Raw genomic sequence first — 20,834 nt, forward strand, 5'->3', positions numbered from 1 at the left:
CTTCGGCGGTGCCGCTCCGTCAGTCGATGAGCAGGCTGCGGTCCCACAGCGGGGCCGTGTCGGTGACGGCGGCCAGCATGCTCAGCAGCACGCCGCAGACGCCGGTGAGGAAGCCGGGGTCGTCCAGGTGGACTCCCGGTCGTTCCTCGTCGCGGTAGCCGAGGGGGGTGGACGGGTCGTACTCGGCGGCCAGCCGTGCCAGGGCCGCGTCCGCCGCCGCGCGGGCCCGGCCGGAGGGGTCGTCGGGGGCGAACAGGGTCCACAGCCGCAGCAGCCCGGCCGTGCCGTGGCAAAGGCCCGGCGAGTCCCCGGCGGTGTGGTCGAGTTGGGGCCGGTGATCGGCCGCGGCACGGCGCAGGGCGTGCCGCTTGAGGTCGTCCCGCCCCAGGGCGGTGCCCGCGTGCCAGAGGGCACGGGCGATGCCGAGGCCGCCGTAGCACCAGCCGGGACGGCCGGGCGGCTGCCCCGCATCCGTGGCGGGAGCGGGGGCCGGGACCGTGGCGGGCCAGTCGGGCGCGCCGAACGCGGCGACGGGTTCCGTGCGGCGGGCGTGCAGCCAGTCGGCGGTGTCGCCGAGGGCGCGGTCGAGGGCCGGTCCGCCGTGGCCGGCGCGGCGGGCGAGAGCGAGGGCGGCGAGCGGGCCGGCGACGCCGTGAGCGAGGCCGAGGTCGTAGTGGCCACCGGGATGTCCGTGGCCGTCGGCGTGCGCGGCGATCCGCCAGCGCGGCGCGTCGGGCGGACCGGCCAGCCGGACGAGGTGGTCGACGAGCACCGTGACGGCCTCGGCGACGGCCGGACCGGCGTCGGTGGCCGTGACGAGGTAGCCGAGCAGTCCGGCGGCGCCGTTGACCGCGTCGTAGTCGTGGTCCTGTACGCCGTCCTCGCCGTGGCGCCAAGGGTGATCCCGGACGCGTTCGGCCAGCGCGCGGTCGAGGGAGCGCCGGACCGTGCGGTAGCGCGGGTCCATGGCCTCGGCCGCGGCGAAGGTCAGGGCCACGCCACCGAGGCCGCCGTGCATGCCCAGTCCGGTGACGGGCCGGGCCCGGGTGGCCTCGGCGAGGGACTTCAGGTGGGTGTGGGCCGCGGCGTCCCAGCCCTCGCCGGGCAGGGCTCGGGCGAGTTCGGTCATCAGCAGGGCGACGCTGGGCAGCCCCGAGGACAGGGCGGTGGGCCAGAACTCGAAGCCTCCCGCCGACCGGCTCCGGGCCAGGTCCGCGTACCGGGGCGCCGCCTGCGGGTCACGCAGCCGGCCCGCCGCCTCGCGCACGATCCCGAGGGCCGTGTCACGTGGCGACGTGCGGACCGGGACGTCACGGCCGCAGTGGGTTGCGGGCACGACGGCCGGGACGTCCCGTTCCATTTCGATTCTTCTCCAGCCCGTCAGCGACCGAACGCGGTCGGGTCGCCCTCGGGGCTCTCGGAGCCCGAACAGCACTTGGTCCAGCGGCAGCTGTACGGGTGGGTGCACCACCAAGCCGTGGGCTCGGTGTCCAGGGCGTCAGGCGACGCGATGTGAATGTCGAGGTCGAACTCACTGTCCAGATCGATCAGCGTTGCGGATGACACGACGGATCACTCCTCTCGGAACATCTCTTGAACAGTTTTCAACACGCGATCACAGAAGCTAAGTTGCGTTCGAACATGTGTCAACAGTGATGTGAGGGACTGGGGAATCGAACGACCGGTGTTCGTGCTCCTCACCCAACAGGCCGTGAGCAAGGGGGAGTCATGCACGTCCTGGTACTCGGCGGAACGGGTTTCCTCGGCAGGCCCTTGGTGGCACAGGCCTTGGCGCGCGGCCTGCGCGTGACCACGTTCAACCGCGGGACGCACGGCCCGGACCACCCGGGTGCCGAGGTGGTGCGCGGTGACCGCACGCGGACGGCGGACCTCCGGCGGCTGGCCGCGTGCGGCCCGTGGGACGCGGTGGTGGACACCTCGGGGATGCTCCCCCGGGACGTTCTCGCCTCGGCCCGGGAGCTGGAGGGGGCCGCCGGCCGGTACGCGTTCGTCTCGTCGCTGGCCGCCCTCGGCTGGCCCCGGGCCGCGGTCACCGACGACTCCCGCCTACGGCCCTGCCCCTCCGACGCCGGTCTCGACGAGGCGGACTTCGACACCCTCAAGGCGGGCTGCGAACGGGCGGTCACCCAGGTCTTCGGACCGCGCTCCCTCATCGTCCGGCCGGGCCTCCTGCTCGGGCCGCACGAGGACCTGGGGCGCCTGCCGCGGTGGCTGAACCGCGCCGCGCGGGGCGGCAGGATCCTCGCCCCGGGGCCGCCCGGCCTGCCGCTGCGCTTCCTCGACGCGCGCGACCTGGCCGGCTGGCTGCTCGACGTCCTCGCCGGCCCGCAGCCGGCCGGGGCGTTCAACGTCACCGGACCGGCGGGACAGACCACGATCGGCGAACTGCTGACGCACTGCCTGGACGCCGTCGGCACCATCGGCGCGGAGACCGTCTGGGCCGACGAGGCCTTCCTGCGGGCCCACGACGTCCGTCCCTGGCTCGGCCTGCCGCTGTGGGCCGCCGACGACGCGGGGGCCTGGTCGGTGGACACCTCCCGCGCGGAGGCCACCGGCCTGCGCACCCGGCCCGTTGCCGAGACCGTGCGCGACACCTGGGCCTGGATGACGGCCGGCGGTACGGCGGGCCGGGACTACGCGGCCGGTGCCTATGCGCTCGCCCCGGCGCGGGAGGACGCCCTGCTCCGGGCCTGGGACACCCGGACCGGCGGAGCGGGGACGCCGGACGCGAACGGCCGGCCCGGCGGTCGGGAGACGGGGACCGCGGACGTCCGGGTGCGGCAGGCGTGACGGCGCCGGTCAGCAACCCGAGCCGGGGGCGGGCGGAGCCGCGTCCAGCTTCCAGTGCCCCTTGTCCTCCTCCACGAGCGTCCATGCCGTGCAGGAGGGGGTACTGCTGTCGCCGGCGACGTCGACGCGCAGCGCGTCCCGGACCACCCGCACCGCGATCCGGTCCTCGGGGACGCCCTTGAGCTTGCCGAGGAAGGTCTCGGCGTACTTCTCGCCCGCCGTGTCGTCCGTGAAGCGTTTCTGCAAGGCGTCCGTGTCGCCCTTCCGCAGCTCCTGCTGCACCGCCTCCGCGAGCCGTTGCGGGCTCGGTTCACTGCCGTCGTCCTCCGTGGCGATGGAGACGGTGATGAAAATCAGCCACCCGGCGAACGCGGCGAAGAGCGTGACGATGCCCAGCTGCTTGCCGAGCACATGCCGTCCGGACCGGGATGTGGTGGTCAGCCGAGTCATAAGTCCGATTGAACTACACGCGACAGGACAGGACATCGCTTTGAGACAACGGCTTTCAGACGCCGGCGAACGACACCGGAACGGGAGGTGCCGGGCCCAGTGACGTCCGATCAGGAGCAGACGAACGACGCGGAACGGGAACTCTTCGGGGGCCGCCTCCGCATGGACGAGGCGTCGGCCCGGCACGAGCAGGTGCCGCTGGAGATCCCCTTCCACAGGATGGCCGGCCGGGTCCCGGCGTTGCTGGCGCGGTCCGCCGCGATGGGCTGGGCCGTGGACCGCGTCTCCCTCGTCACCGTGGCCGTCGCGGAGGTGGGCCGCGGCACGGCCACCGCCTTCGGGCTGCTGGCCACCAACGAGGTGCTGGTCGACCTGTTCGCGGGTGGCCCGACACCGGACCGGGTACGCGCCGCGCTGCCGTCCCTGCTGGTCGTGGCCGGTACGGCGGTACTCGTAGCGCTGCTGACGGCCCTGTCCGCGCTGGCGGCGGGCCGGTTGGAACCCCAGGTGGAGCGGGCCGCCTCGCTCCGGTTGCTCTCCCACGCGATCCGGGTGGAACTCGCCGATCTGGAGGACGCCCGGGTACGCCGGCTCCTGGAGACGGCCGAATACGGCACCGATGCCGCGCGCCGCCTGATCGGGCACGCCGTAGCCGTGCTCAATGGCTTGATCTCACTGGTCGCTGCCGCATGGGTGCTGACCGTGCTGCACCCGATCCTCTTGCCCCTGCTCCTGCTCACCGCGATACCCAAGGGATACGGCACGGTCCGCACGGCCCGCCGGGTCTACCGCAGCATCCAGCGCTGGCTCGACCACGTACGGGTGCGCAGGCGCCTGTCCGACCTGCTGCTGGCCCCCGACCCGGCCCGCGAGCTCCGCGCCCACGCCGTAGGACCCCATCTGCTGCGGCGGTACCGGGAGCTCACGGATCAGTCCACGGCGGAGCAGAAACGGCTCGCGCTGGCCGCCGCCGGCACCGACCTGGCCGCCGGTGCCGTGTCCGGCGCCGCCACCGGGGGCACGTACGCCGTCCTCGGGCTGCTCCTGGTCTCCGGACACCTCCCGATGGCCGCCGCCGGCACCGCGGTGCTGGCCGTCCGCAACACCACGAGCCAGCTGTCCGGACTGGTGCGGAACGTCAACTACCTGTACGAGCAGTCGCTCTACCTCCTGGACCTGGACCGCGCCGTGGCCCTGGCCCGCGAGCGCGCCATTCCGGCCGGCGGCCGTCCGCTGACCGGACAGCCGGCCGTCCTGGAACTCGACGACGTCTCGTTCACCTACCGGGGGCAGGCCGCCCCCGCGGTCACGGGAGTGAGCCTGCGCATTCCGCGCGGCAGCGTCGTCGCCCTGGTCGGGGACAACGGCTCGGGCAAGTCGACGCTGGCGAAGCTGATCGCCGGTCTCTACCTCCCGGACTCCGGCCGGCTCACCTGGGACGGCACCGACATCCGAGAGCTGGACCGCGACACCGTCTTCGACCGCGTCGCCCTCGTCGACCAGGACTTCCTCAAGTGGCCCTTCACGGCCCGCGCCAACGTGACCCTGGGGCGTCCCGAACGCGCCCACGACGAGGCCGCCCTGCAGCGCTCCGCGGAGTTCGCCGACGTGGACGGTTTGATCCGCACGCTGCCCCGCGGCTGGGACACCCTCCTCGAACGCGGCTTCCACGGCGGCCAGGGCCTCTCCGGCGGCCAGCAGCAGCGCTTCGCCCTGGCCCGGGCCCACTTCCGCGACGCGTCCGTCGTCATCGTCGACGAACCCACCGCGGCCCTCGACGCCGCCTCCGAGATCGAGGTCTTCCACCGTATACGAGCCCTGGCCGACAGCGGCCGCACGGTCGTCCTCATCACCCACCGCCTCGCGTCGGTGCGCTGCGCCGACACCATCTACGTCCTCGACCGGGGCAAGGTGATCGAACACGGCGACCACGACGGCCTGCTGGCCGCGCAGGGCAGCTTCGCAGCGGCCTACCGCCTCCAGGCGGAGCAGTTCCGGGACGGACCGCAGCAGCCCCCGTACGCCGGCGCGACGACCGCATCCGGTGCCGGACAGGCAAGTCGTCGCCGAGAAGACCTTGATGGATAACCGATGGAGATGATGCCGTCCCACCCAATGGGATGACGGGATGATCATCGTGTGATAAACAGTCACCATGCCTTCGCAGCGCCCTTTTCGCTTCGGTGTCAACATGTTCGTTCCCGGTTCGCGACGCGAGTGGATCGCGAAGTGCCGCAGAGCCGAAGAACTCGGTTTCGATGTGGTCGGAGTGGCCGATCACCTGGAATTCTCTGCTCCGTTTCCGGCAATGGTGCTCGCCGCCGAAACGACCGAACGGGTACGGCTGAGTACGTTCGTGCTGAACACCCCGTTCTACAACCCCGTCCTTCTCGCACGTGACGTGGCGAGCACTGACCAATTCGTCGACGGGCGCATGGAACTCGGGCTCGGCGCAGGCTACGTGAAGGCCGAGTTCGACACCGCGGGGATTCCGTTCCCCAGCGGTGGAAAGCGGGTCGATCAGCTGGAACGGACCGTCACCACGTTGCGCCGTCTGTTTGCGGACCCCGGGTATCAGCCGCGTCCGGCCCAGCCCTCCGGGCCGCCCCTGCTGATCGGAGGCTGGGGCGACCGGCTGCTGCGGCTGGCAGCCGCACACGCCGACATCATCGCCTTCACGGGAGGCTGGGCGAACACCGCCGGCGATGTGCTTCATCTGGCCGGCATCGCGCAGACGGAAGAACGGGTCGCTTACGTGCGCGGCCTGCTCGGTGACCGCGCCGACGCCGTGGAGCTCAATATTCTGATACAGCAGGTTATTCCGCCCGCCGAACGCGCCGCGATACCCGACAGGTTCGAGCCGCTGCCGCCCGACGCCGCGCACAGCCCCGAAGAACTGCCTTCTGTACTGGTCGGAACGCCGACGGAGATGGCGCAGCAACTCAAGGAACGCCGCGAACGCTACGGCTTCACCTACTTCACGGTGATGGAATACAACATGGAGAGCTTCGCCCCGGTCATCGCCGCGCTTCGCTGAACTGCACACTTCGCCGCAATGCCGTCGGCGACGGGGGCTGTGAGGGAAAAGGGATGACCCGATGAGTATCGGCGCCGGAACCAGTCCTGAAGCAGGAGGCGTGAATTCCGCGCCCGCCGACCAGGGCACCCCCACGACCCTTTTGCTGCTACGCCACGGTGAGACGGCATTGACACCGGAGAAGCGGTTGTCCGGCAGCGGCGGCTCCGATCCGGCGCTGTCCGAGGCCGGGCAACGGCAGGCCGAGGCCGCCGCGAGAATGCTCGTGGCACGCGGCGCGGTGCAGGCGGTGGTGTCCTCACCCCTGCGCCGCGCCCGGCAGACGGCCGAGACGGCGGCACGACTGCTGGGCCTGGAAGTCCACGTCGACGAAGGGCTCACCGAGGCGGATTTCGGCGCCTGGGAGGGACTGACGTTCGCCGAGGTGCGCGAGCGCTACCCGGACGAGCTGGCAGCCTGGCGCGCCTCTCCGGCGGTGGTGCCGGGCCGAACCGGGGAGACGTTCACCTCGGTCGCGCGCCGGGCCGCACTCTCGCGGGACCGCCTCCTGGCCCGGTACCGGGGACAGACGGTGTTGGTCGTTTCGCATGTCGGGGTGTTGCGGACGCTGGTTCGGCTGGCGCTCGGCGCGCCGCCCGAGTCGCTGTTCCGGATGGAGCTGTCGGCGGCCTCACTGTCGGCCGTCGCCTATTACGGGGATGGGAACGTGTCGGTGCAATCGCTGAACGACACGTCGCACCTGGCGGACCACCGTCACCGCTGACCTCGGCAGCCGATGGGGCGGTGCCAGGCACGACGCCCTCATCGGTCAGTGTCGAATGGTCTTGGTGCGCATGAGGAATTCAGCGAGGTAGCCGTCGTGCGGCAGCCCGTGCTCCATCCACGGCGTCGGATGGTCACCGACGTAGACGTTGGCGATGGTCGGCTCGGCCACCAACTCGTCGATCAGGTTCTCGTCGGTGGTGACGGCAGTGAGGACCAGGGTGTCGCGCAGCGGCCGGATCCCGGCGTCACGGTCCCACGGTGCAACCCACGCACAAGGGAAGCCCAATTCCATCCCGAGCTGTTCGGCGAACGGGCTGTCGAGCTGGTGCACCGCCGGCCGGAGCGCCGCGGAACCATCGCCGAGGTCGCCGACGATGCCGTCACCGCCGAGCCACGCCTTGGTGCCCGCTGCCCGCTGCCGCAGATGCTCGTCCCACCGGCGGGCGGGACCGATGGGCATCACGGGCAGGACCGCGCGTTCGTCCGTAGCGGGCAGGCTGGGCAGCGCGGCGAGGCGTTCGGCGATCGCCGCGGCCACGGGGGAGGGGTCGCCCTCGACCAGTACGCCGGTGGCGTTGACGCAACCGACGCCCCCACCACCGCTGATCGACTCCACGATGGTGTCGACGATCGGCTCCCACTCGGTTTCGGCGGTGATGAGTATCTTGGAGCGCCCGGGGCCCTGCGGCAGGATGCGTCCATCGCCCGCATATTTGGCCACGACGTCCGCACCGCCATACACCATTCCGAAGTCGGCGTGCCGGAGGATATCGTCGGCCACGTTGTGGTCGGTGGGCAGCAGCGCGATTCCCTCGTCGCCGAAGCCTGCTTCGCGCAGGGCGGTGATCAGCCGGTGCGGAGTGAACGGCTCACGACGGGAGGGGCGCACGGCAACGCGATAGCCGAGCGCGAGGGCATCGAACCAACCCTGGTGCACCGCAGGGTGATTGCCCGCCGCATGGACAGCGAACACCTCACCGCGCCGGGTCCACACCGCCGCACCGCCCCGGGCCCGCGGATCGCGCCACGAGCCGACCGCGGCGGCCGGCCGCGCGTTCTCCACGCTGTGGTGGATCCGCTCGGCGGCCCGCGCGATGTCGTCGGTGGCACTGCGCACCACCGTGATCGGTATCCCGGTGACCGAGCTGACGGTGTGCTGATATTCCTGCGCCGTCATTCCCGCGACCGACTGCGTGGCGAAGGCCCGGCCCGCCTGCGCGAACGCCGCGATCCGTGCGTCGACGGGCAGCGCCGGCGCACGGCGCAGGGCCTTGATCGCGCGGGTGACGTAGAGCGAGGGCGCGAGACTCAGGGTCGCCACCGGGGTTCCGGCAATGTCTCGAATGGTCTCCTGGCGCCGGGACCGATAGGGGCCGCCGGGGCCTAGAACGTCCAAGGGCAGCATCAGTACACGCCCTCGATCACCTTCGTGTCGTCGAAGGACGCCGCGGGCGTGACGTCCGCGACCGAATCACCGAAGCCCCCGTCCAACGGTGCGATTCGGGTGGCGTAGTCCCGCTCGATGTTGTTGACGAACAAGGCGCTTCGGCTCATGTGATGCAGGACTATCTGCCCGCGCTCGCCGTACGGAACCACCAGGCCGGTGTCGGGGTCGGTCACCCGGAACGTGGTGTACGGAGCGAAGGAGTCGAACACGCACGGCTCGTCGTCACCGAGGCCGGGTCGCTCCACCGATGTGCCCAGCATCATCGTGCCGCCGTACCCGCCGACGAACTTGGCGCTTGTGAACACCTCGTCGCGCAGCAGATCCCGGGTGTCCGCGTCCAGATGCGTACCACCCCAGATGATCGCGCGAACCTTCCGGTTCACCAACTCGACCAGGTCGTCGTGCTGCGCGAGGCGCTCCAGCATCGGCGGGGTGGCGAAAAGGACGCCCACATCCTGGCTGGCCAGAATGTAACCGATCTGCTCGATGAGATGATCGGTATAGGCCTCGGCCATGTCCGTCAGACCCTGCGCCAGCAGCTTCTTCACCCATCGCGGGTCCAGGTCGATGCTGAAGTTCAGCCCACCCCGGGACACCGCGGCATCGACCGCCATCGCTCCGACGTTGTGCGGCCCGGTGGGAACCGCACTGAGCCAGTCGACATTTCGAGGTACGCCGTGAGCATCCAGTCGCTCACTGAACCACTCGACGCTGCGCCGGTGCCATTCCGCGGCGTACATCACTCGCTTGGGCTGCCCTGTGGTGCCGCCGCTCTCGTAGACGGCCGCCCCGTGTTCGTCACCGTAGCCACGGGGGATCAGTTCACGGATGCCGACGTCGCGCAGTTCGTCCACCACATTGGGGAACAAGCCGAGGTCGTCGAAGTCCCGGACATCGGTCAGCGGATCGAAGCCGAGGGTCTCGGCCCGTTTCAGCCAGAACGGTGATCCGGTCTCCGGGCTGAAGTGCCATCGCATCATCTCCCGGACGAACTCTCCGCCAGTGTGCTCGACCATGGGTTTTCCTCTCGAAAGAATGGAACAAATGCCCGGCGCCGCTGCGTCGTGACCGGGCGATCTCCTGCGGACGCTCCGCGAACCCCGACCCGCCACCGGGCGGCAGGACAACCTTCGCCTGCCGCCCGGTGGAGCGGCCTTTCCTAGCCGGCCTCGGCCGAACCGCTGAGGCAGCGGTCGGTGGAGAGGCCGGCCGTGTCGATCCAGGATTCCTTGCCGAGCACGAGGTCTCGGATGATCTCTCCGGCGGCAGGTGCCTGGCACAGCCCCTGACCGGAGAATCCGGCCGCGTAGAAGAACGGGCGGGAGCGATCGCGGCCGATGAAGGCCATTCCGTCCGGACTGACATCCAGGTCTCCGCTCCACCCGTGCTCGAGGCCCTTTCCGGCGAGGGCCGGGTAGGTCGTGCCGAGGTGGCGTGAAACCCGTTGCAGCCAGGTCTGCCGGGTCTCCTCCGGAGCGGGGCGGCCCATCCCGACGAGGATGCGGTCTCCCCAGCTGCGAATCCGCAGGCTGGACGGGTGCATGGTCATCGGCAGAGCGTCGTGCGGGGCACTGCCGGGGGCGTCGGTCAGGAGCATTTCGACGGGGTAGGTGGCCACGGGCAGCTGCACGTCGGCCATGGCGGCGACCGTTCCCGCCCAGGGGCCTGCCGCGCAGACGATGGTGTCGGCGCGGATGCTGCCCGCAGCCGTGTGGACCCGCCCGTCCGGGTCGATGCCGGTGACGGGTGTTTCCGTCCGCAGGACGGCGCCGGCCTGCCGGGCGGCGGTGGCATAGCCGCGCACGATCGCGGCGGGATCGACGGCGTAGGCCTCGGGCGCCCAGGCTGCAGCCAGGACGGTTCGCTCGTCGACCAGCGGGTTGAGCCGCGCCGCTTCGGCAGCGGTCACGAGTTCCACGTCCACGCCGGCTGCCTGCTGGGCAGCCTGGGTGTGCCGGAAGTCCTGCACCTGCTCTTCGTCGGAGAAGAGCACGAGCAAGCCGATGCGCTTCAAACCGAGGTCGGTCCCGGTCCGTTCGGTGAAGGCGTGATAAGCCGCCAGGCTCCGGACGGCAAGGCTGCTGATGAGCGCGTTGCCGGGAAAGTAGGTACGCACAACGCCCGCGGTGGTCCCGGACGATCCCGATCCGAGCGCGCCACGCTCCAGCAGGACGGTACCGACGCCTGCCTCGGCGAGCAGGCACGCTATGGAGTTGCCGATGACACCGCCGCCGATGACAAGGGCCTCTGTGCGTTCGGGGAGTCGGCTCACGACTGGTGGACCGATTCACTGGGGCGCAGTTGGCGCAGGTGATCTCCGGAGTCCCACGGGTACAAGTGCAGGTTCCAGCCGCCCAAGCAGTTCACGTAGAGGGCCAGTTGGTTCACCACGCTCAGGAAATCGTCGCGATCGAGCTGGTCGAGGCAGGCCAGGAAGCGCTGGGTGAAACTCCAAAGCTGTTCCAGGCCGCAGTAGCCCAGGAACTCGGCCGGAAGGCCGACCAGCAGGCGCGCCATGTGACGCAAGGAATCCATCGGCATGTCCTGGACCGCGGCCCGGACCAGACCACCGTAGGTGGCGTACCCCAGCGGGCGGGTCTCGCCGTTGACGAACAACAGCGTGGGCAGCACCGTCTCGAAGCTTCCCGCCCCGGAAGGGATCACCCCCTCGTGGAGATCGGCGAGCTCCTGGGGCGGGGACAGCCAAGCCCGCTCGGTCGCGGTGTACACGTCGTGGAGGAGACGGCTCGCGTCGGGATCTGCGGCGGTCAGCAGCGGAATGCGGTGGCCGCCTTCGGTGCCCGCCTTGCGGACCTCCACCAGGATCGGCTTCTTCGTCGAATAGACCGAATCCCAGACCGCCCGCCCGGCTTCCTGGAGTGCGGGAATGTCCTCCGGCCGGATTTGTCCCACCGGGGATGCCGGCATCGGTTCGGTCAGCGTGCCGTACTTGATGCCCAAATGCTGAAGCGCGGAGCAGAATACGGTTCCATCGGGCGCTTCGCGTCGATCCGGTATCCGAGTGGACGCGGACAGATGCAGCAGCGATGGTATCGGTGCCGCGTGATACAGATGCTGTCCCGCTACCAGCGCGTGTCCCTGCAGACTCTGGTAGGGCAATGCCTCCCAGAGTGCGTCGGCAAGTTCGGTGTTGCGGCCGTCGAGTTTCGCGGTCACGGTGATACCCAGGTCGGGCCAGGCGATCTCGATATGCCGACCGGAAGACGTTTGAGTCAAGACTTTCCCCTGTTCAGTGAGATGCCGTTGCTGTAATTTCCCTGCGAAAGGGTCGCGGGCGGAGTCGTTTTTGGGCGCGCTCAATCCACTCGCGTCAGCTGACGGCAATGACGAAAATTACGAATGGGGCGCGCAAGGGAGTGGATCCGGGTGATCCGGGTTGACCTCGGTGGCCGGGCAGGGGCGCGCAGCACTAGGCGGACATCAAGACGCCGCCCCTACCTGGAGGCGGCGGGGGCGTCGGCCAGGGCTGGGGGTCGACGCGGCGAGGGCATCACGGCCCTGCGTTATGGGTGATTTTTCTGGTCTTGCATAAATGGCGGACTCTGCGCAATTCTTGGCGAAATCCTCAAGAATGTTGTCGCGCATGCCGACCGGCATCGCGCGTCACGCCTAAATGCCCGCACTCCAGAACGCCTGGACATATCTATGCATGGCCACCCTTCCGGTGCATCGGGGAAGGAGTGGGTAATTCAACGGCTGCACGGTCATGGGCGGACGCCCTGATGAAACCGTGCGCCCCGCGAAGGTAAGCTTCGTTGTGGATGCGCCCACTGAAGGTAACTGGATTGCTGACTTGCGGCTGCCAACCGAACCGGTCTAACAAGGATCCCTCCGGGGTCTACCGAGGTCTTCCTAAACGATGCCGTGTCTCAATTAGAGAATACATGCCACGATCAAGGGGTCAACCCTTCACATTGGATTCGACCCGCGGTACTCTGCAGCGCCGGTGGATGCGTGGAAGCCGTTCGGCGGGTCGATGTCTGTGACCGGATCGGTGCATTCCATTAATGGCGCCAGTGCGTCGGAAATCGCTGCCTGAGCTGGTTCTTCTTCGGTAGTGGCAGTGCCGGACTGCGGCCCCGTGACGTCTGTGCCGACGGGGCCGGTCCGAGCAGCCGAGTGGTGGCCGGGCGCCGCAAAAGTGGTGCCCGGTGCCCGGTGCAGGTTGTCGAGTCGGGCTGGGCTTCAGGAAGCGAAGACCGTGCTGGCCAGGATCACGTGGGTCGCTGTGCCGCCGAGGATGCTCAGCAGCGCGTTGCGGCGCCACAGGTGCAGGCTGACGGTGACGGCAAGGGCGGCCAGCGGGGCCAGGGTTCGGGTGTGGGTGAGGGGGAGGTCGCGCAGGCAGTAGGCGAGGAGGATCACCATGACGCCGGCGGGCATGCGGGTGCTGAGGTACCGGACGATGCTGCTGGAGCGCAGGGGTGTGAGGGCGGCGAAGGGGAGGGCCCGCAGGCCCCAGGTGACGGCGGCGGCGACGAGGACGGCGGCGATGGCGTAGCGCGTGTCAGGCATGGGTCGGCTTCCTGCCGGTGGTGAAGTGGCGGGCCAGGAGGGCGGCGGTGAACAGGGCGAAGGCGGCCGGGAGCATCTGGCCCGGGAAGAGGAGCCGGGCGGCCAGGGCACTGAGCAGGGCGAGCGCAGGGGTGGGCATGTCGCCCCGCAGGTCCCGGACGGCGTCGAGGGCGAGGACCGTGAACATGGCGGTGAGGGCGAAGTCCAGGCCCGTGACGCTGTCCGGGATGAGGGAACCGAGCAGGGCTCCGGCCACCGCGCTGCCCGCCCAGTACAGGTGCAGGAAGAACTGCAGCCACACCATGCGCCGGCCGGACCAGGAGCGGGCCTGCTTCCCGGTGGTCAGTGCGTACGCCTCGTCGCACATGGCGAAGGTGGCGTACGCCTTGCCGAGGCGGCCGGGTACGCGGTGCAGGGGGAAGGACAGTGCGTAGAAGACGTGCCGGACGTTCACCATGAACGCGGACAGCGCGACGGCCGCCAGTGAGGCCGCGGCCGTGACCATGCCGATGAGCAGGAACTCGAACGACCCGCCGAAGGCGAGCGTCGCGGACAGCCCCGCCCACCACCAGTCCAGGCCCGAGTGGGTCACGAGCGCCCCGAACGCGAGGCCGAGTGGGATGAATCCCAGGCCGGCGCCCGCGGAGTCGTTGAACGCCGCCCGCGCGTCGGACGGTCCGGTGGGCGGAGGGACGGGAGCGGGCGCAGGCCGAGGACGGCCCTCGGTGACAGCAGGGCTTATGTGCATAGAGAAATTTTAGGAAGAATCCCGCCTCATATGGTTGCTATTCGTCGCTCTATGATGGGCCTGTGAGCAACGAAGTGAGCCTGGATGACGTTGATCGAGAAATTTTGTTTCATCTCCGCCAGGACGGGCGGCTGACCAACGTCGAGCTGGCCAAGCGGGTCGGCCTGACCCCGCCGCCCTGCCTGCGGCGGGTCAAGCGGCTGGAAGAGACCGGCGTCATCGCCGGGTACCGGGCCGTCATCAACTCCGAGGCCACGGGCCGCGGGCTGGAGGTCCTCGTCGACGTCGAGATCTACGCCCAGGACCGCAAGAGCTTCGAGGAGTTCGAGGACACGGTGGCCTCCTACGACGAGGTCGTCGAATTCCGCCGTATGTACGGGCGCCCCGACTACTTCATCCGCGTCGCCGTGGCCGACCACGCCGCCTACGAGGCCTTCCTCACCGGCAAACTCAGCTGCTTGCCCGCCGTCCTCCGCCTCGAATCCCACCTGACCATGAAGGAGATCAAGGCCAACCGGTGAGCCGCCCCTGACGGGGTATCAGAATCGCGCGTCCAGCCGTAGTCGCGCAGGTTCTCGGCCCCGTGCTGCCAGCGCAGCCGCTGGTGCCAGAGCTTGGGGAGGGTGGTCATGACCTCCGTGACGACCGCGCAGCCCGGCGGGGAGGCGGTGCGGTAGCCCAGGGTGCGGACCGCCTCGGTCATCTCGTCGTCCTCCGTCAGGGAGGCCGGCGAATAGTACGAGGAGCCGCCGCCGATGCGGTCCTCCAGCCGGGCGGACCTGATCTCGCGCAGGGTGCGGACCCTGAAGAGGGTGGCGGTGCCGGTGAGCACGTCGGCGCGGGGTACCCGCGCCGGGACATCTCGCGGGCGTAGCGGTGGAACTCGATGCGCTGGAGCGCCCCCAGCAGTCCGCCGCCCTGCTCTCCGTAGAAGATGCCGCCCACGGCCCCCGGGCGGTGGAGCCGAGGACGGCCGGAACCTCCTCACGCCCCTCGCCGGAACACCACCTGCTGATCCATCGTTTATGGGTGGCCGGCAGGGCCGGGCCCATTCGTGCGTGCCTAAGCTTCGGTCGTGAACGACACCACTCATGGCATACGGATCAGACCGGGCGGCCTGGCCGACGCGCCGGCCGTTTTGGGCATGCTCGACTCCGCGGTGGCCTGGATGAACGCCCGTGGCAATACCGAGCAGTGGGGCACGACGCCCTATTCGCAAAGGCCCGGCGGGGTAGCGAGGGTGGAGCGGTACACGACCGAGAACGCCCCTTACCTCGCGGAGCTCGACGGGGTGCCTGTCGGAGCCTTGGTGCTGGACTCCGGACCCAGCCCGCAGATGCCGATCGCACCGGCAGAAGAACCGGAGCGGTACGTCCGGCTGCTGGTCTCCGACCGGCGGTACGCCGGCCGGGGTATCGGGGCGGCGCTCCTGGCCCATGCCGCCGAGGAGGCCCGGCGGGCCGATGTGAAGCTGCTGCGGGTCGACTGCTGGGCGGGCGGCGGGGGTGAACTGGTCGGGTTCTACAAGCGGAACGGGTTTGTTCCCACCGGCTGGTTCCTGTCCGGAGCCTGGCCGGGGCAGGTGCTGGCCCGGCGGGTCGGCTGACGGCGAGCCGGCCGACGGAGGGGCGGCGCCGGATCCCGACCCAAGTGGCCGTCCTGGCCGCCGGGAGTACCGCCGCGCAGGCTCAGACGGAGCCCTGTCCAGGAGTAGGACCTGCCTGGTCAACGTCGACACGAACAGCACCCGGTGCTTCGGATTCGTACGCTCTCCTGTAGTTCCCAAGTCGTCAGTCCTGCTCGGTACGGCGGCGGTGCCGCGGTGGCGGAGCCCCTCACGGCGCCATCGGCAGCACCGCCGGCGGCCGGCGGCCGCTCAATACGGGTGACGGTTCGCCTTGTTCGTCCAGGCGTCGTAGGCGTGCGCACCGATTTCGGGATGGAGCTGCTCGATCTTGATCCGCCGCTCGTCGAGCGGCTTCGCGAAGTCCTCGTACTGGAATGAGTCGTCGAAACCGATGCGCCGGGTGTCCTCCAGGGCGCAGCTGAAGTAGACGGCATCGATCCGGGACCAGTAGATGGCGCTCATGCACATCGGGCACGGAGCGCCGCTGATGTAGATGGAGCAGCCCTGGAGCATGCGGGCCCGTTCGGGTACGGGGTCCGGTGAGCCTTCAGGGCGGGGGACGTATTCCAGAGTGCTCTCGTTCTGGTGCTCTTCGGCGATCGACGGCGCTTCCGGGTTGAGGTACTGCACGGCCTTGCGAATGGTTTCGACTTCGGCGTGGGCCGTCGGGTCTCCGGTCAGGAGGACCCGGTTCTGTCCACGGGCGATGATCTCTCCGTCGCGGGTGATCACTGCACCGAAGGGGCCGCCCCAGCCGTTCTCCACGGATTCGGTGGCAAGGCGCACCGCCTCGGTGATGAGCTCCTTGTGTTCCATCGAGGCGTCTCCCATCGGCGTCGGTCTCCCGCTGCGGAGGGGGCTCGCGGAGCAGGCAAGCAAAACGCCCGGTTTGCCCTGTAAATACCCTATCGACTAGGCTACTCCAGGTGAGTCCACGTGCAAGCCGCGACTCCACGGCCGAGAACGCCACCGTTGTGACCTCGCAGAAAGTGCGCGCAGGTCACGTCGACGAGTACCAGCGCTGGCAGAACCGGACGAACGAGGCGGCCCGCGAATTCGACGGGTTCGAGGGCTCCGAGGTGTACCCGCCCGGCGTCGGATCCGAGAACGAATGGGTGGCGGTATTCCGGTTCTCCGGGATCGAGTACCTGACCGCCTGGCTGGAATCGGATCGCAGGCGGCAACTGCTCGCCGAAGGCCGGGGCCTTTTCGAAGAGGATCCGACGCAAGAGGTGCTCCGCGGCGGTACGAAGGCCGAGCAGACCCCCGAGACCGTCACCGCCGTCATCTCCCACCAGGTGAAGTCCGGGCGCGAGGAGGACTTCCTGGGATGGCAGGAGAAGGTCCTCGAGGCGCAGGAGAATTTCCCCGGGTTCATGGGATCCGAGCTGTTCAAACCGGTCGAGGGGGTCGAGGAACGGTGGGTCGCCGTCTTCCGGTTCGACTCCCGCGAGCACCTTGAGGACTGGCTCGAGTCCGATACCCGCAGCAGGCTGCTCGACGAGGGGCGCGCCTACTTCGTCTCCTACGACGTGCACAAGGTCGGCTCCGCGTTCAGCGGCTGGTTCCGCTTCGGCAAGGGCGCACAGGACGCTGCTCCGCCCGACTGGAAGCAGGCCATGTCCGTGATCCTCGCGCTCTATCCCACCGTCATGGTGCTGAACCTGACCGTCGGGCGCGAACTGGACGATCTCGACGTACCCGGATACATAGGCCTGTTCATCAGCAACGTGCTGAGCGTCAGCATACTGACCTGGATTCTGATGCCTCTGGTGAACGGGGCTCTGGGCTTCTGGCTTGCACCCAGCCGCGCGCGCAGCCTCCGCGTCCACGTGGTGGGTGCCGCGGCAGTGGTGCTCTGTTATCTCCTGTTCATCGTGGTCTTCGGCCTGACAACCCGCTGACCGGTCGGCCCACACCGCCGGCCGCAACAGGCCACCGAGGAGGCGAGGATGCCCGGGCGCTCACCCTCACCCTCAGCACGCTTCGAAGGAACCCTGATCCGGCGAGGCGACCGCGCGTACGACAGCGCGAGGGCCGCCGCGGTGTGGAACGGGCTCAAGCCGGAGCGCTTCCCCGAAGCCATCGTGCAGGCGGCGTCCGAGCAGGACGTTCCGGAGGCTCTCGCCTATGCACGCTCCGAGGGGTTCCGCATCTCGATCCGTTCCGGTGGACACAACTGGTCCGGCTCCCAGCTCCGCGACGGAAGCCTGCTGATCGATCTCTCCCGGCTGCGGCGGTGCAGCATCGACCCCGGGTCGGCGACGGCCGCTGTGGAGCCCGCCGCCACCGGAGAGGACCTGGTCAGGGCGCTGACTCCGTACGACCTCGCCTTTCCGGTGGGCCACTGCCCCTCCGTCGCGGTGGGCGGGTTCCTGCTCAGCGGCGGACTCGGCTGGAACTCTCGCGCCTGGGGACCGTCATGCGCCGACGTCCTGGAGGTCCGCGCCGTCACCGCCGACGGCCGGACGGTCACCTGCAGCGAGACCGAGAACCCCGACCTCTTCTGGGCCGCCCGCGGCGCGGGGCCCGGCTTCTTCGCCGTCGTCACCCGCTTCCGGCTCCGTCTGCACCCCCACCCGGGGGCCGTCGTGACCACCAGGCTCACGTTCCCGCTGACCGCAGCCGGTCCCGTGGCGGCCTGGACGGAACAGGTCGCACGCGAACTCCCGGTGAACGTCGAGACGGCCCTGGTCCTCACGGCTTCCGGTGAACCGACCCCCACGACACCGGCCGGTCCGCGGATCCTGCTCGGCATGACCGCGTTCGCCGCGACGCAAGAAGAAGCACTCGCCGCTGTTGCGCCCGCGGGGTCCTGCCCCCTCGCCGACAGCACGGTCCTCCGGCAGGAGCCCGAGCCGACGTCGTTCGCCCGCCTGCACCGGGGCGCCGATGTCGCATGGCCTTCGGCGCACCGGTACGCGGCCGACACGCTGTGGTCGGAGGAGTCGTACGAGACACAGCTGAACCGTATGGCCGACGCGATAGCCCATGCCCCCTCCGGCAAGTCCCTCGCGCTCGTGCCGGTGGAGCCCGTATCCGAAGACCCCGCTCTGCTAAGGAACATGGCCTTCTCGCCGCTCGGCGAGTCCTACCTCGTGTGCTACGCGATCTGGGACGACCCGGCCGCGGACGCCGCCAACGCGCGGTGGCTGCGCGACGCCATGGCATCGGCCGATCCGCCGGGCCACGGCGGGCGCTACGTCGCCGAGACGGACCTGGAAGCCGACGCCTCCCGTGCCAGGCGCTCGTACGCACCCGCCGACTGGGACCGGCTGCAGGAGCTCAAAGCCGCATGGGACCCGGAGAACGTCTTCCACTCCTACCTGGCACCGTGACCCGAGGGAGCCCGGCATGGCCCGGCGGGGGCGGGAGGCGTAACTCCCCGATCGTGGGCGTCGTTATGCGGTGGGCGGAGGCCCATGACGACCACTGCGGGCTGCGGGCTGCGGACCGCTTCGTCGCACAGGAGGAAGCACTCGCCGTGCCCCGAACCCCGCACGCCCTGCGCGTGCACGACGTACACAAGTCCTACAGGTCACGCCGAGTGCTTCGAGGCGTTTCGTTCGGCCTGGAGCCCGGCACACTGGCAGGCGTCGTGGGCGAGAACGGCTCCGGCAAGAGCACGCTGCTGCGCATCCTGTGCGGCCAGACCGCCGCAGACTCCGGCAAGGTCGAGCACACCGGCTCCCTGGGGTACTGCCCTCAGGAGACCGTGCTCAACGACTCCCTCACCGTCGACCAGCACCTGAGCTGGTTCCGGACCGCCTACGACCTGGACGGGCTCGACCGGGCCGAGGAACTGCTCGAAGAACTCGGCTTCACCGAATACCGGCACACCCGCGTGGAGGCCCTCAGCGGAGGCACCCGGCAGAAGCTCAATCTCACCCTGGCGCTCATGCACGACCCGGACGTGCTGCTGCTGGACGAGCCTTACCAGGGCTTCGACTGGGAGACGTACCTCCGCTTCTGGGACGTCGCGGCCCGGCTCCGCGAGCAGGGACGCTGCGTCCTCGTCGTGTCGCACCTGGCCTGGGACACCCAGCGGCTCGACGTCGTGCTCCGCCTGCGTGACGGAGTGGCGGCACCGGGGGAGTCCGACGTGATGCGTCCGGTGACGACGCGAGGGGCCGACCGGTGAACCGCAGGCAGGACCGTAGACGGCGAGGCCTTCGCACGGGCGCCTCGTTCGCCCTCCTGGAACACGCTCGCAACCACCTCGCCTCGGTGCTGGTCGTCGCGTACATCCCGCTCTGGCTGACGCTGGAGCACTTGTTCGTCACCCCGGCGCCGGCTCGGTTCCTGCTGCGCGCGACGGGGCGTACCGTCACCGTCAACGGAAATCACCTGACGATGGTGTCCGGGGCCGTCAACACGGTCACGCTCATCGTCGGCTTCATGATGTTCATCACGACCTTCAAGTCCCTCGCCTTCGACCGCAGGCTCGCGTTCGCCGGCTACCCCCGTACCTTCCTGCTCCTGAGCAAGGTCATCGCCATGACCGTCGCCTCCGCCCTCATCGCGGGCTACACCACGGCCGTCATCTGCTGGTACTGGGATCCCGTCCGGCCGGGGCTCCTCGCCCTCGGCCTGTTCACCGCCGCGGTCGCTTACGGCGGTATCGGCGTCCTCCTCGGGGCGTTTCTGCGCAACGAGTTGGCGGCGCTGTTCGTCATCATCATGGCGAGTCTGCTCGACACCATGCTGCAGAACCCCATGAGCAACACGGGAGCCGACAAGGACGGGCTCCAACTGCTCCCCGGCTACGGTCCGACGCAGGTCAGCGTCGCCGCAGGTTTCACCTCGACGGACACCCCGTACGGGCACCTCCTGCTCGGCCCCCTGTGGTTCCTCCTCATGTGGGGGCTCGGAACCGCCGCCTTCTTCGCCCGTACCCGCAACCACCTCCGGGTGCCCCGGGGTGCACAGCCGACCAGGGGGCTGACGTGAGCCGTCACGAGATGCGCTTCGCCGGGCTCTGGAGGGCACCGCTCCCGCCCGGCGCCATGTACGCGAAGCTTGCCGACATCGAGCACTACCCCGGATGGTGGCCGGCCTTCCGTTCCGTGAAGCGGACCGGAGAGCGGGAGTGCGAGATCGTCATCAGGTCGGTGCTGCCCTACGAGCTGACGGTACGGCTGACACCACTCGTCGACGATCCGGTCGAGCGTGTCCTGGAGGCGGCACTCGAAGGGGACCTCACCGGCAACGTGCGCTGGCGTGTGAAAGACGACGGCGGGCACGGCTGCGTGGCCGCCTTCACCGAGCACGTCAGCGTCAGGAAGGCCGCGTTGCGGCGCTGGATGCCACTGGCGCGCCCGTTCTTCCACCTCAACCACGCCGTGGCCATGCGATCGGGGCAGCGTGGTGTGGTGGCCGGTGTTCAGCACGGGTTCGGGTAGGCCCGGCCGTG

Annotated in this window: 20 protein-coding genes and 2 pseudogenes; 11 read left to right on the forward strand and 11 right to left on the reverse strand. The window is 69.6% G+C overall.

The window, feature by feature from the left end; all coding sequences use genetic code 11:
* Nucleotides 1–19: 19 nt before the first annotated feature.
* Together NQU55_RS14785 and NQU55_RS14790 are read right to left on the reverse strand one after the other, a co-directional pair.
* Nucleotides 20–1,360 (reverse strand): lanthionine synthetase C family protein, encoded by a 1,341-nt coding sequence (locus NQU55_RS14785; protein ID WP_168094307.1) that lies wholly within the window; start codon nt 1,358–1,360, stop codon nt 20–22.
* 20 nt (nt 1,361–1,380) lie between these two features.
* The gene (locus NQU55_RS14790; protein ID WP_168094306.1) at nt 1,381–1,566 is read right to left on the reverse strand and encodes a hypothetical protein; all 186 of its coding nucleotides are present in this window, start codon (nt 1,564–1,566) and stop codon (nt 1,381–1,383) included.
* Nucleotides 1,567–1,728: 162 nt separating this feature from the next.
* Between NQU55_RS14790 and NQU55_RS14795 the strand changes: the two genes are divergently transcribed.
* Entirely contained in the window at nt 1,729–2,811 is a 1,083-nt protein-coding gene (locus NQU55_RS14795) for an NAD-dependent epimerase/dehydratase family protein (RefSeq protein WP_168094305.1), read from the forward strand.
* 9 nt (nt 2,812–2,820) lie between these two features.
* On the opposite strand, the gene NQU55_RS14800 is transcribed toward NQU55_RS14795, so the two are convergent.
* Complete coding sequence (locus tag NQU55_RS14800; protein ID WP_256790655.1) at nt 2,821–3,261, reverse strand: hypothetical protein; 441 nt, start codon at nt 3,259–3,261, stop codon at nt 2,821–2,823.
* A gap of 99 nt (nt 3,262–3,360) precedes the next feature.
* On the opposite strand from NQU55_RS14800, the gene NQU55_RS14805 reads away from it, so the two are divergent.
* The 3 genes and pseudogenes from NQU55_RS14805 to NQU55_RS14815 form a co-directional block, all read left to right on the forward strand.
* Entirely contained in the window at nt 3,361–5,349 is a 1,989-nt protein-coding gene (locus NQU55_RS14805; protein WP_256790656.1) for an ABC transporter ATP-binding protein, read from the forward strand.
* Between the two features lie 67 nt (nt 5,350–5,416).
* Nucleotides 5,417–6,298 (forward strand): LLM class F420-dependent oxidoreductase, encoded by an 882-nt coding sequence (locus tag NQU55_RS14810; RefSeq protein WP_168094908.1) that lies wholly within the window; start codon nt 5,417–5,419, stop codon nt 6,296–6,298.
* A gap of 106 nt (nt 6,299–6,404) precedes the next feature.
* Nucleotides 6,405–7,061: pseudogene (locus NQU55_RS14815) on the forward strand (histidine phosphatase family protein); the annotation flags it as partial.
* A gap of 45 nt (nt 7,062–7,106) precedes the next feature.
* Here the strand turns inward: NQU55_RS14815 and NQU55_RS14820 are convergent.
* The 6 genes from NQU55_RS14820 to NQU55_RS14845 form a co-directional block, all read right to left on the reverse strand.
* Nucleotides 7,107–8,468, reverse strand: a complete 1,362-nt coding sequence (locus NQU55_RS14820) for an aldehyde dehydrogenase family protein (RefSeq protein WP_168094909.1) — start codon at nt 8,466–8,468, stop codon at nt 7,107–7,109.
* Complete coding sequence (locus NQU55_RS14825) at nt 8,468–9,526, reverse strand: AMP-binding protein (RefSeq protein WP_168094910.1); 1,059 nt, start codon at nt 9,524–9,526, stop codon at nt 8,468–8,470. Before NQU55_RS14825 ends, NQU55_RS14820 begins: the two co-directional genes overlap by 1 nt.
* Nucleotides 9,527–9,669: 143 nt before the next feature.
* Nucleotides 9,670–10,782 carry an NAD(P)/FAD-dependent oxidoreductase gene (locus NQU55_RS14830; RefSeq protein ID WP_168094911.1) on the reverse strand — a complete coding sequence of 371 codons (1,113 nt, stop codon included), beginning with the start codon at nt 10,780–10,782 and terminating at the stop codon, nt 9,670–9,672.
* Entirely contained in the window at nt 10,779–11,831 is a 1,053-nt protein-coding gene (locus NQU55_RS14835; RefSeq protein WP_256790657.1) for a cucumopine synthase-related protein, read from the reverse strand. Before NQU55_RS14835 ends, NQU55_RS14830 begins: the two co-directional genes overlap by 4 nt.
* A gap of 885 nt (nt 11,832–12,716) precedes the next feature.
* Nucleotides 12,717–13,046, reverse strand: a complete 330-nt coding sequence (locus NQU55_RS14840) for a branched-chain amino acid transporter permease (protein WP_168095889.1) — start codon at nt 13,044–13,046, stop codon at nt 12,717–12,719.
* Nucleotides 13,039–13,794 (reverse strand): AzlC family ABC transporter permease, encoded by a 756-nt coding sequence (locus NQU55_RS14845; protein WP_168095888.1) that lies wholly within the window; start codon nt 13,792–13,794, stop codon nt 13,039–13,041. Before NQU55_RS14845 ends, NQU55_RS14840 begins: the two co-directional genes overlap by 8 nt.
* Nucleotides 13,795–13,856: 62 nt before the next feature.
* On the opposite strand from NQU55_RS14845, the gene NQU55_RS14850 reads away from it, so the two are divergent.
* Nucleotides 13,857–14,315 carry an Lrp/AsnC family transcriptional regulator gene (locus NQU55_RS14850; RefSeq protein ID WP_168095887.1) on the forward strand — a complete coding sequence of 153 codons (459 nt, stop codon included), beginning with the start codon at nt 13,857–13,859 and terminating at the stop codon, nt 14,313–14,315.
* Between the two features lie 26 nt (nt 14,316–14,341).
* Here NQU55_RS14850 and NQU55_RS14855 read toward each other — a convergent pair.
* Nucleotides 14,342–14,745, reverse strand: a pseudogene (locus tag NQU55_RS14855) (glycosyltransferase family 2 protein); the annotation flags it as partial.
* A gap of 124 nt (nt 14,746–14,869) precedes the next feature.
* Between NQU55_RS14855 and NQU55_RS14860 the strand changes: the two are divergent.
* Nucleotides 14,870–15,400, forward strand: coding sequence for a GNAT family N-acetyltransferase (locus NQU55_RS14860; RefSeq protein ID WP_168095886.1), 531 nt, complete (start codon nt 14,870–14,872; stop codon nt 15,398–15,400).
* A 270-nt stretch (nt 15,401–15,670) separates the two neighbouring features.
* On the opposite strand, the gene NQU55_RS14865 is transcribed toward NQU55_RS14860, so the two are convergent.
* The gene (locus tag NQU55_RS14865; RefSeq protein ID WP_168095885.1) at nt 15,671–16,237 is read right to left on the reverse strand and encodes a nucleoside deaminase; all 567 of its coding nucleotides are present in this window, start codon (nt 16,235–16,237) and stop codon (nt 15,671–15,673) included.
* A gap of 110 nt (nt 16,238–16,347) precedes the next feature.
* On the opposite strand from NQU55_RS14865, the gene NQU55_RS14870 reads away from it, so the two are divergent.
* The 5 genes from NQU55_RS14870 (at nt 16,348) to NQU55_RS14890 (ending at nt 20,823) form a co-directional block, all read left to right on the forward strand.
* On the forward strand, nt 16,348–17,325 hold the full coding sequence (locus NQU55_RS14870) for an antibiotic biosynthesis monooxygenase (protein WP_256790658.1): 978 nt from the start codon (nt 16,348–16,350) through the stop codon (nt 17,323–17,325).
* Between the two features lie 48 nt (nt 17,326–17,373).
* Nucleotides 17,374–18,759, forward strand: a complete 1,386-nt coding sequence (locus NQU55_RS14875; RefSeq protein WP_256790659.1) for an FAD-binding oxidoreductase — start codon at nt 17,374–17,376, stop codon at nt 18,757–18,759.
* 167 nt (nt 18,760–18,926) lie between these two features.
* The gene (locus tag NQU55_RS14880; RefSeq protein ID WP_168096545.1) at nt 18,927–19,562 is read left to right on the forward strand and encodes an ABC transporter ATP-binding protein; all 636 of its coding nucleotides are present in this window, start codon (nt 18,927–18,929) and stop codon (nt 19,560–19,562) included.
* 86 nt (nt 19,563–19,648) lie between these two features.
* On the forward strand, nt 19,649–20,371 hold the full coding sequence (locus NQU55_RS14885) for an ABC transporter permease (protein ID WP_256790660.1): 723 nt from the start codon (nt 19,649–19,651) through the stop codon (nt 20,369–20,371).
* Nucleotides 20,368–20,823: an SRPBCC family protein gene (locus NQU55_RS14890; RefSeq protein ID WP_256790661.1), complete on the forward strand. Its 456-nt coding sequence runs from the start codon at nt 20,368–20,370 to the stop codon at nt 20,821–20,823. Before NQU55_RS14885 ends, NQU55_RS14890 begins: the two co-directional genes overlap by 4 nt.
* Nucleotides 20,824–20,834: the final 11 nt, after the last annotated feature.

The organism is Streptomyces telluris (assembly GCF_024519335.1).
Taxonomy (GTDB): domain Bacteria; phylum Actinomycetota; class Actinomycetes; order Streptomycetales; family Streptomycetaceae; genus Streptomyces; species Streptomyces telluris.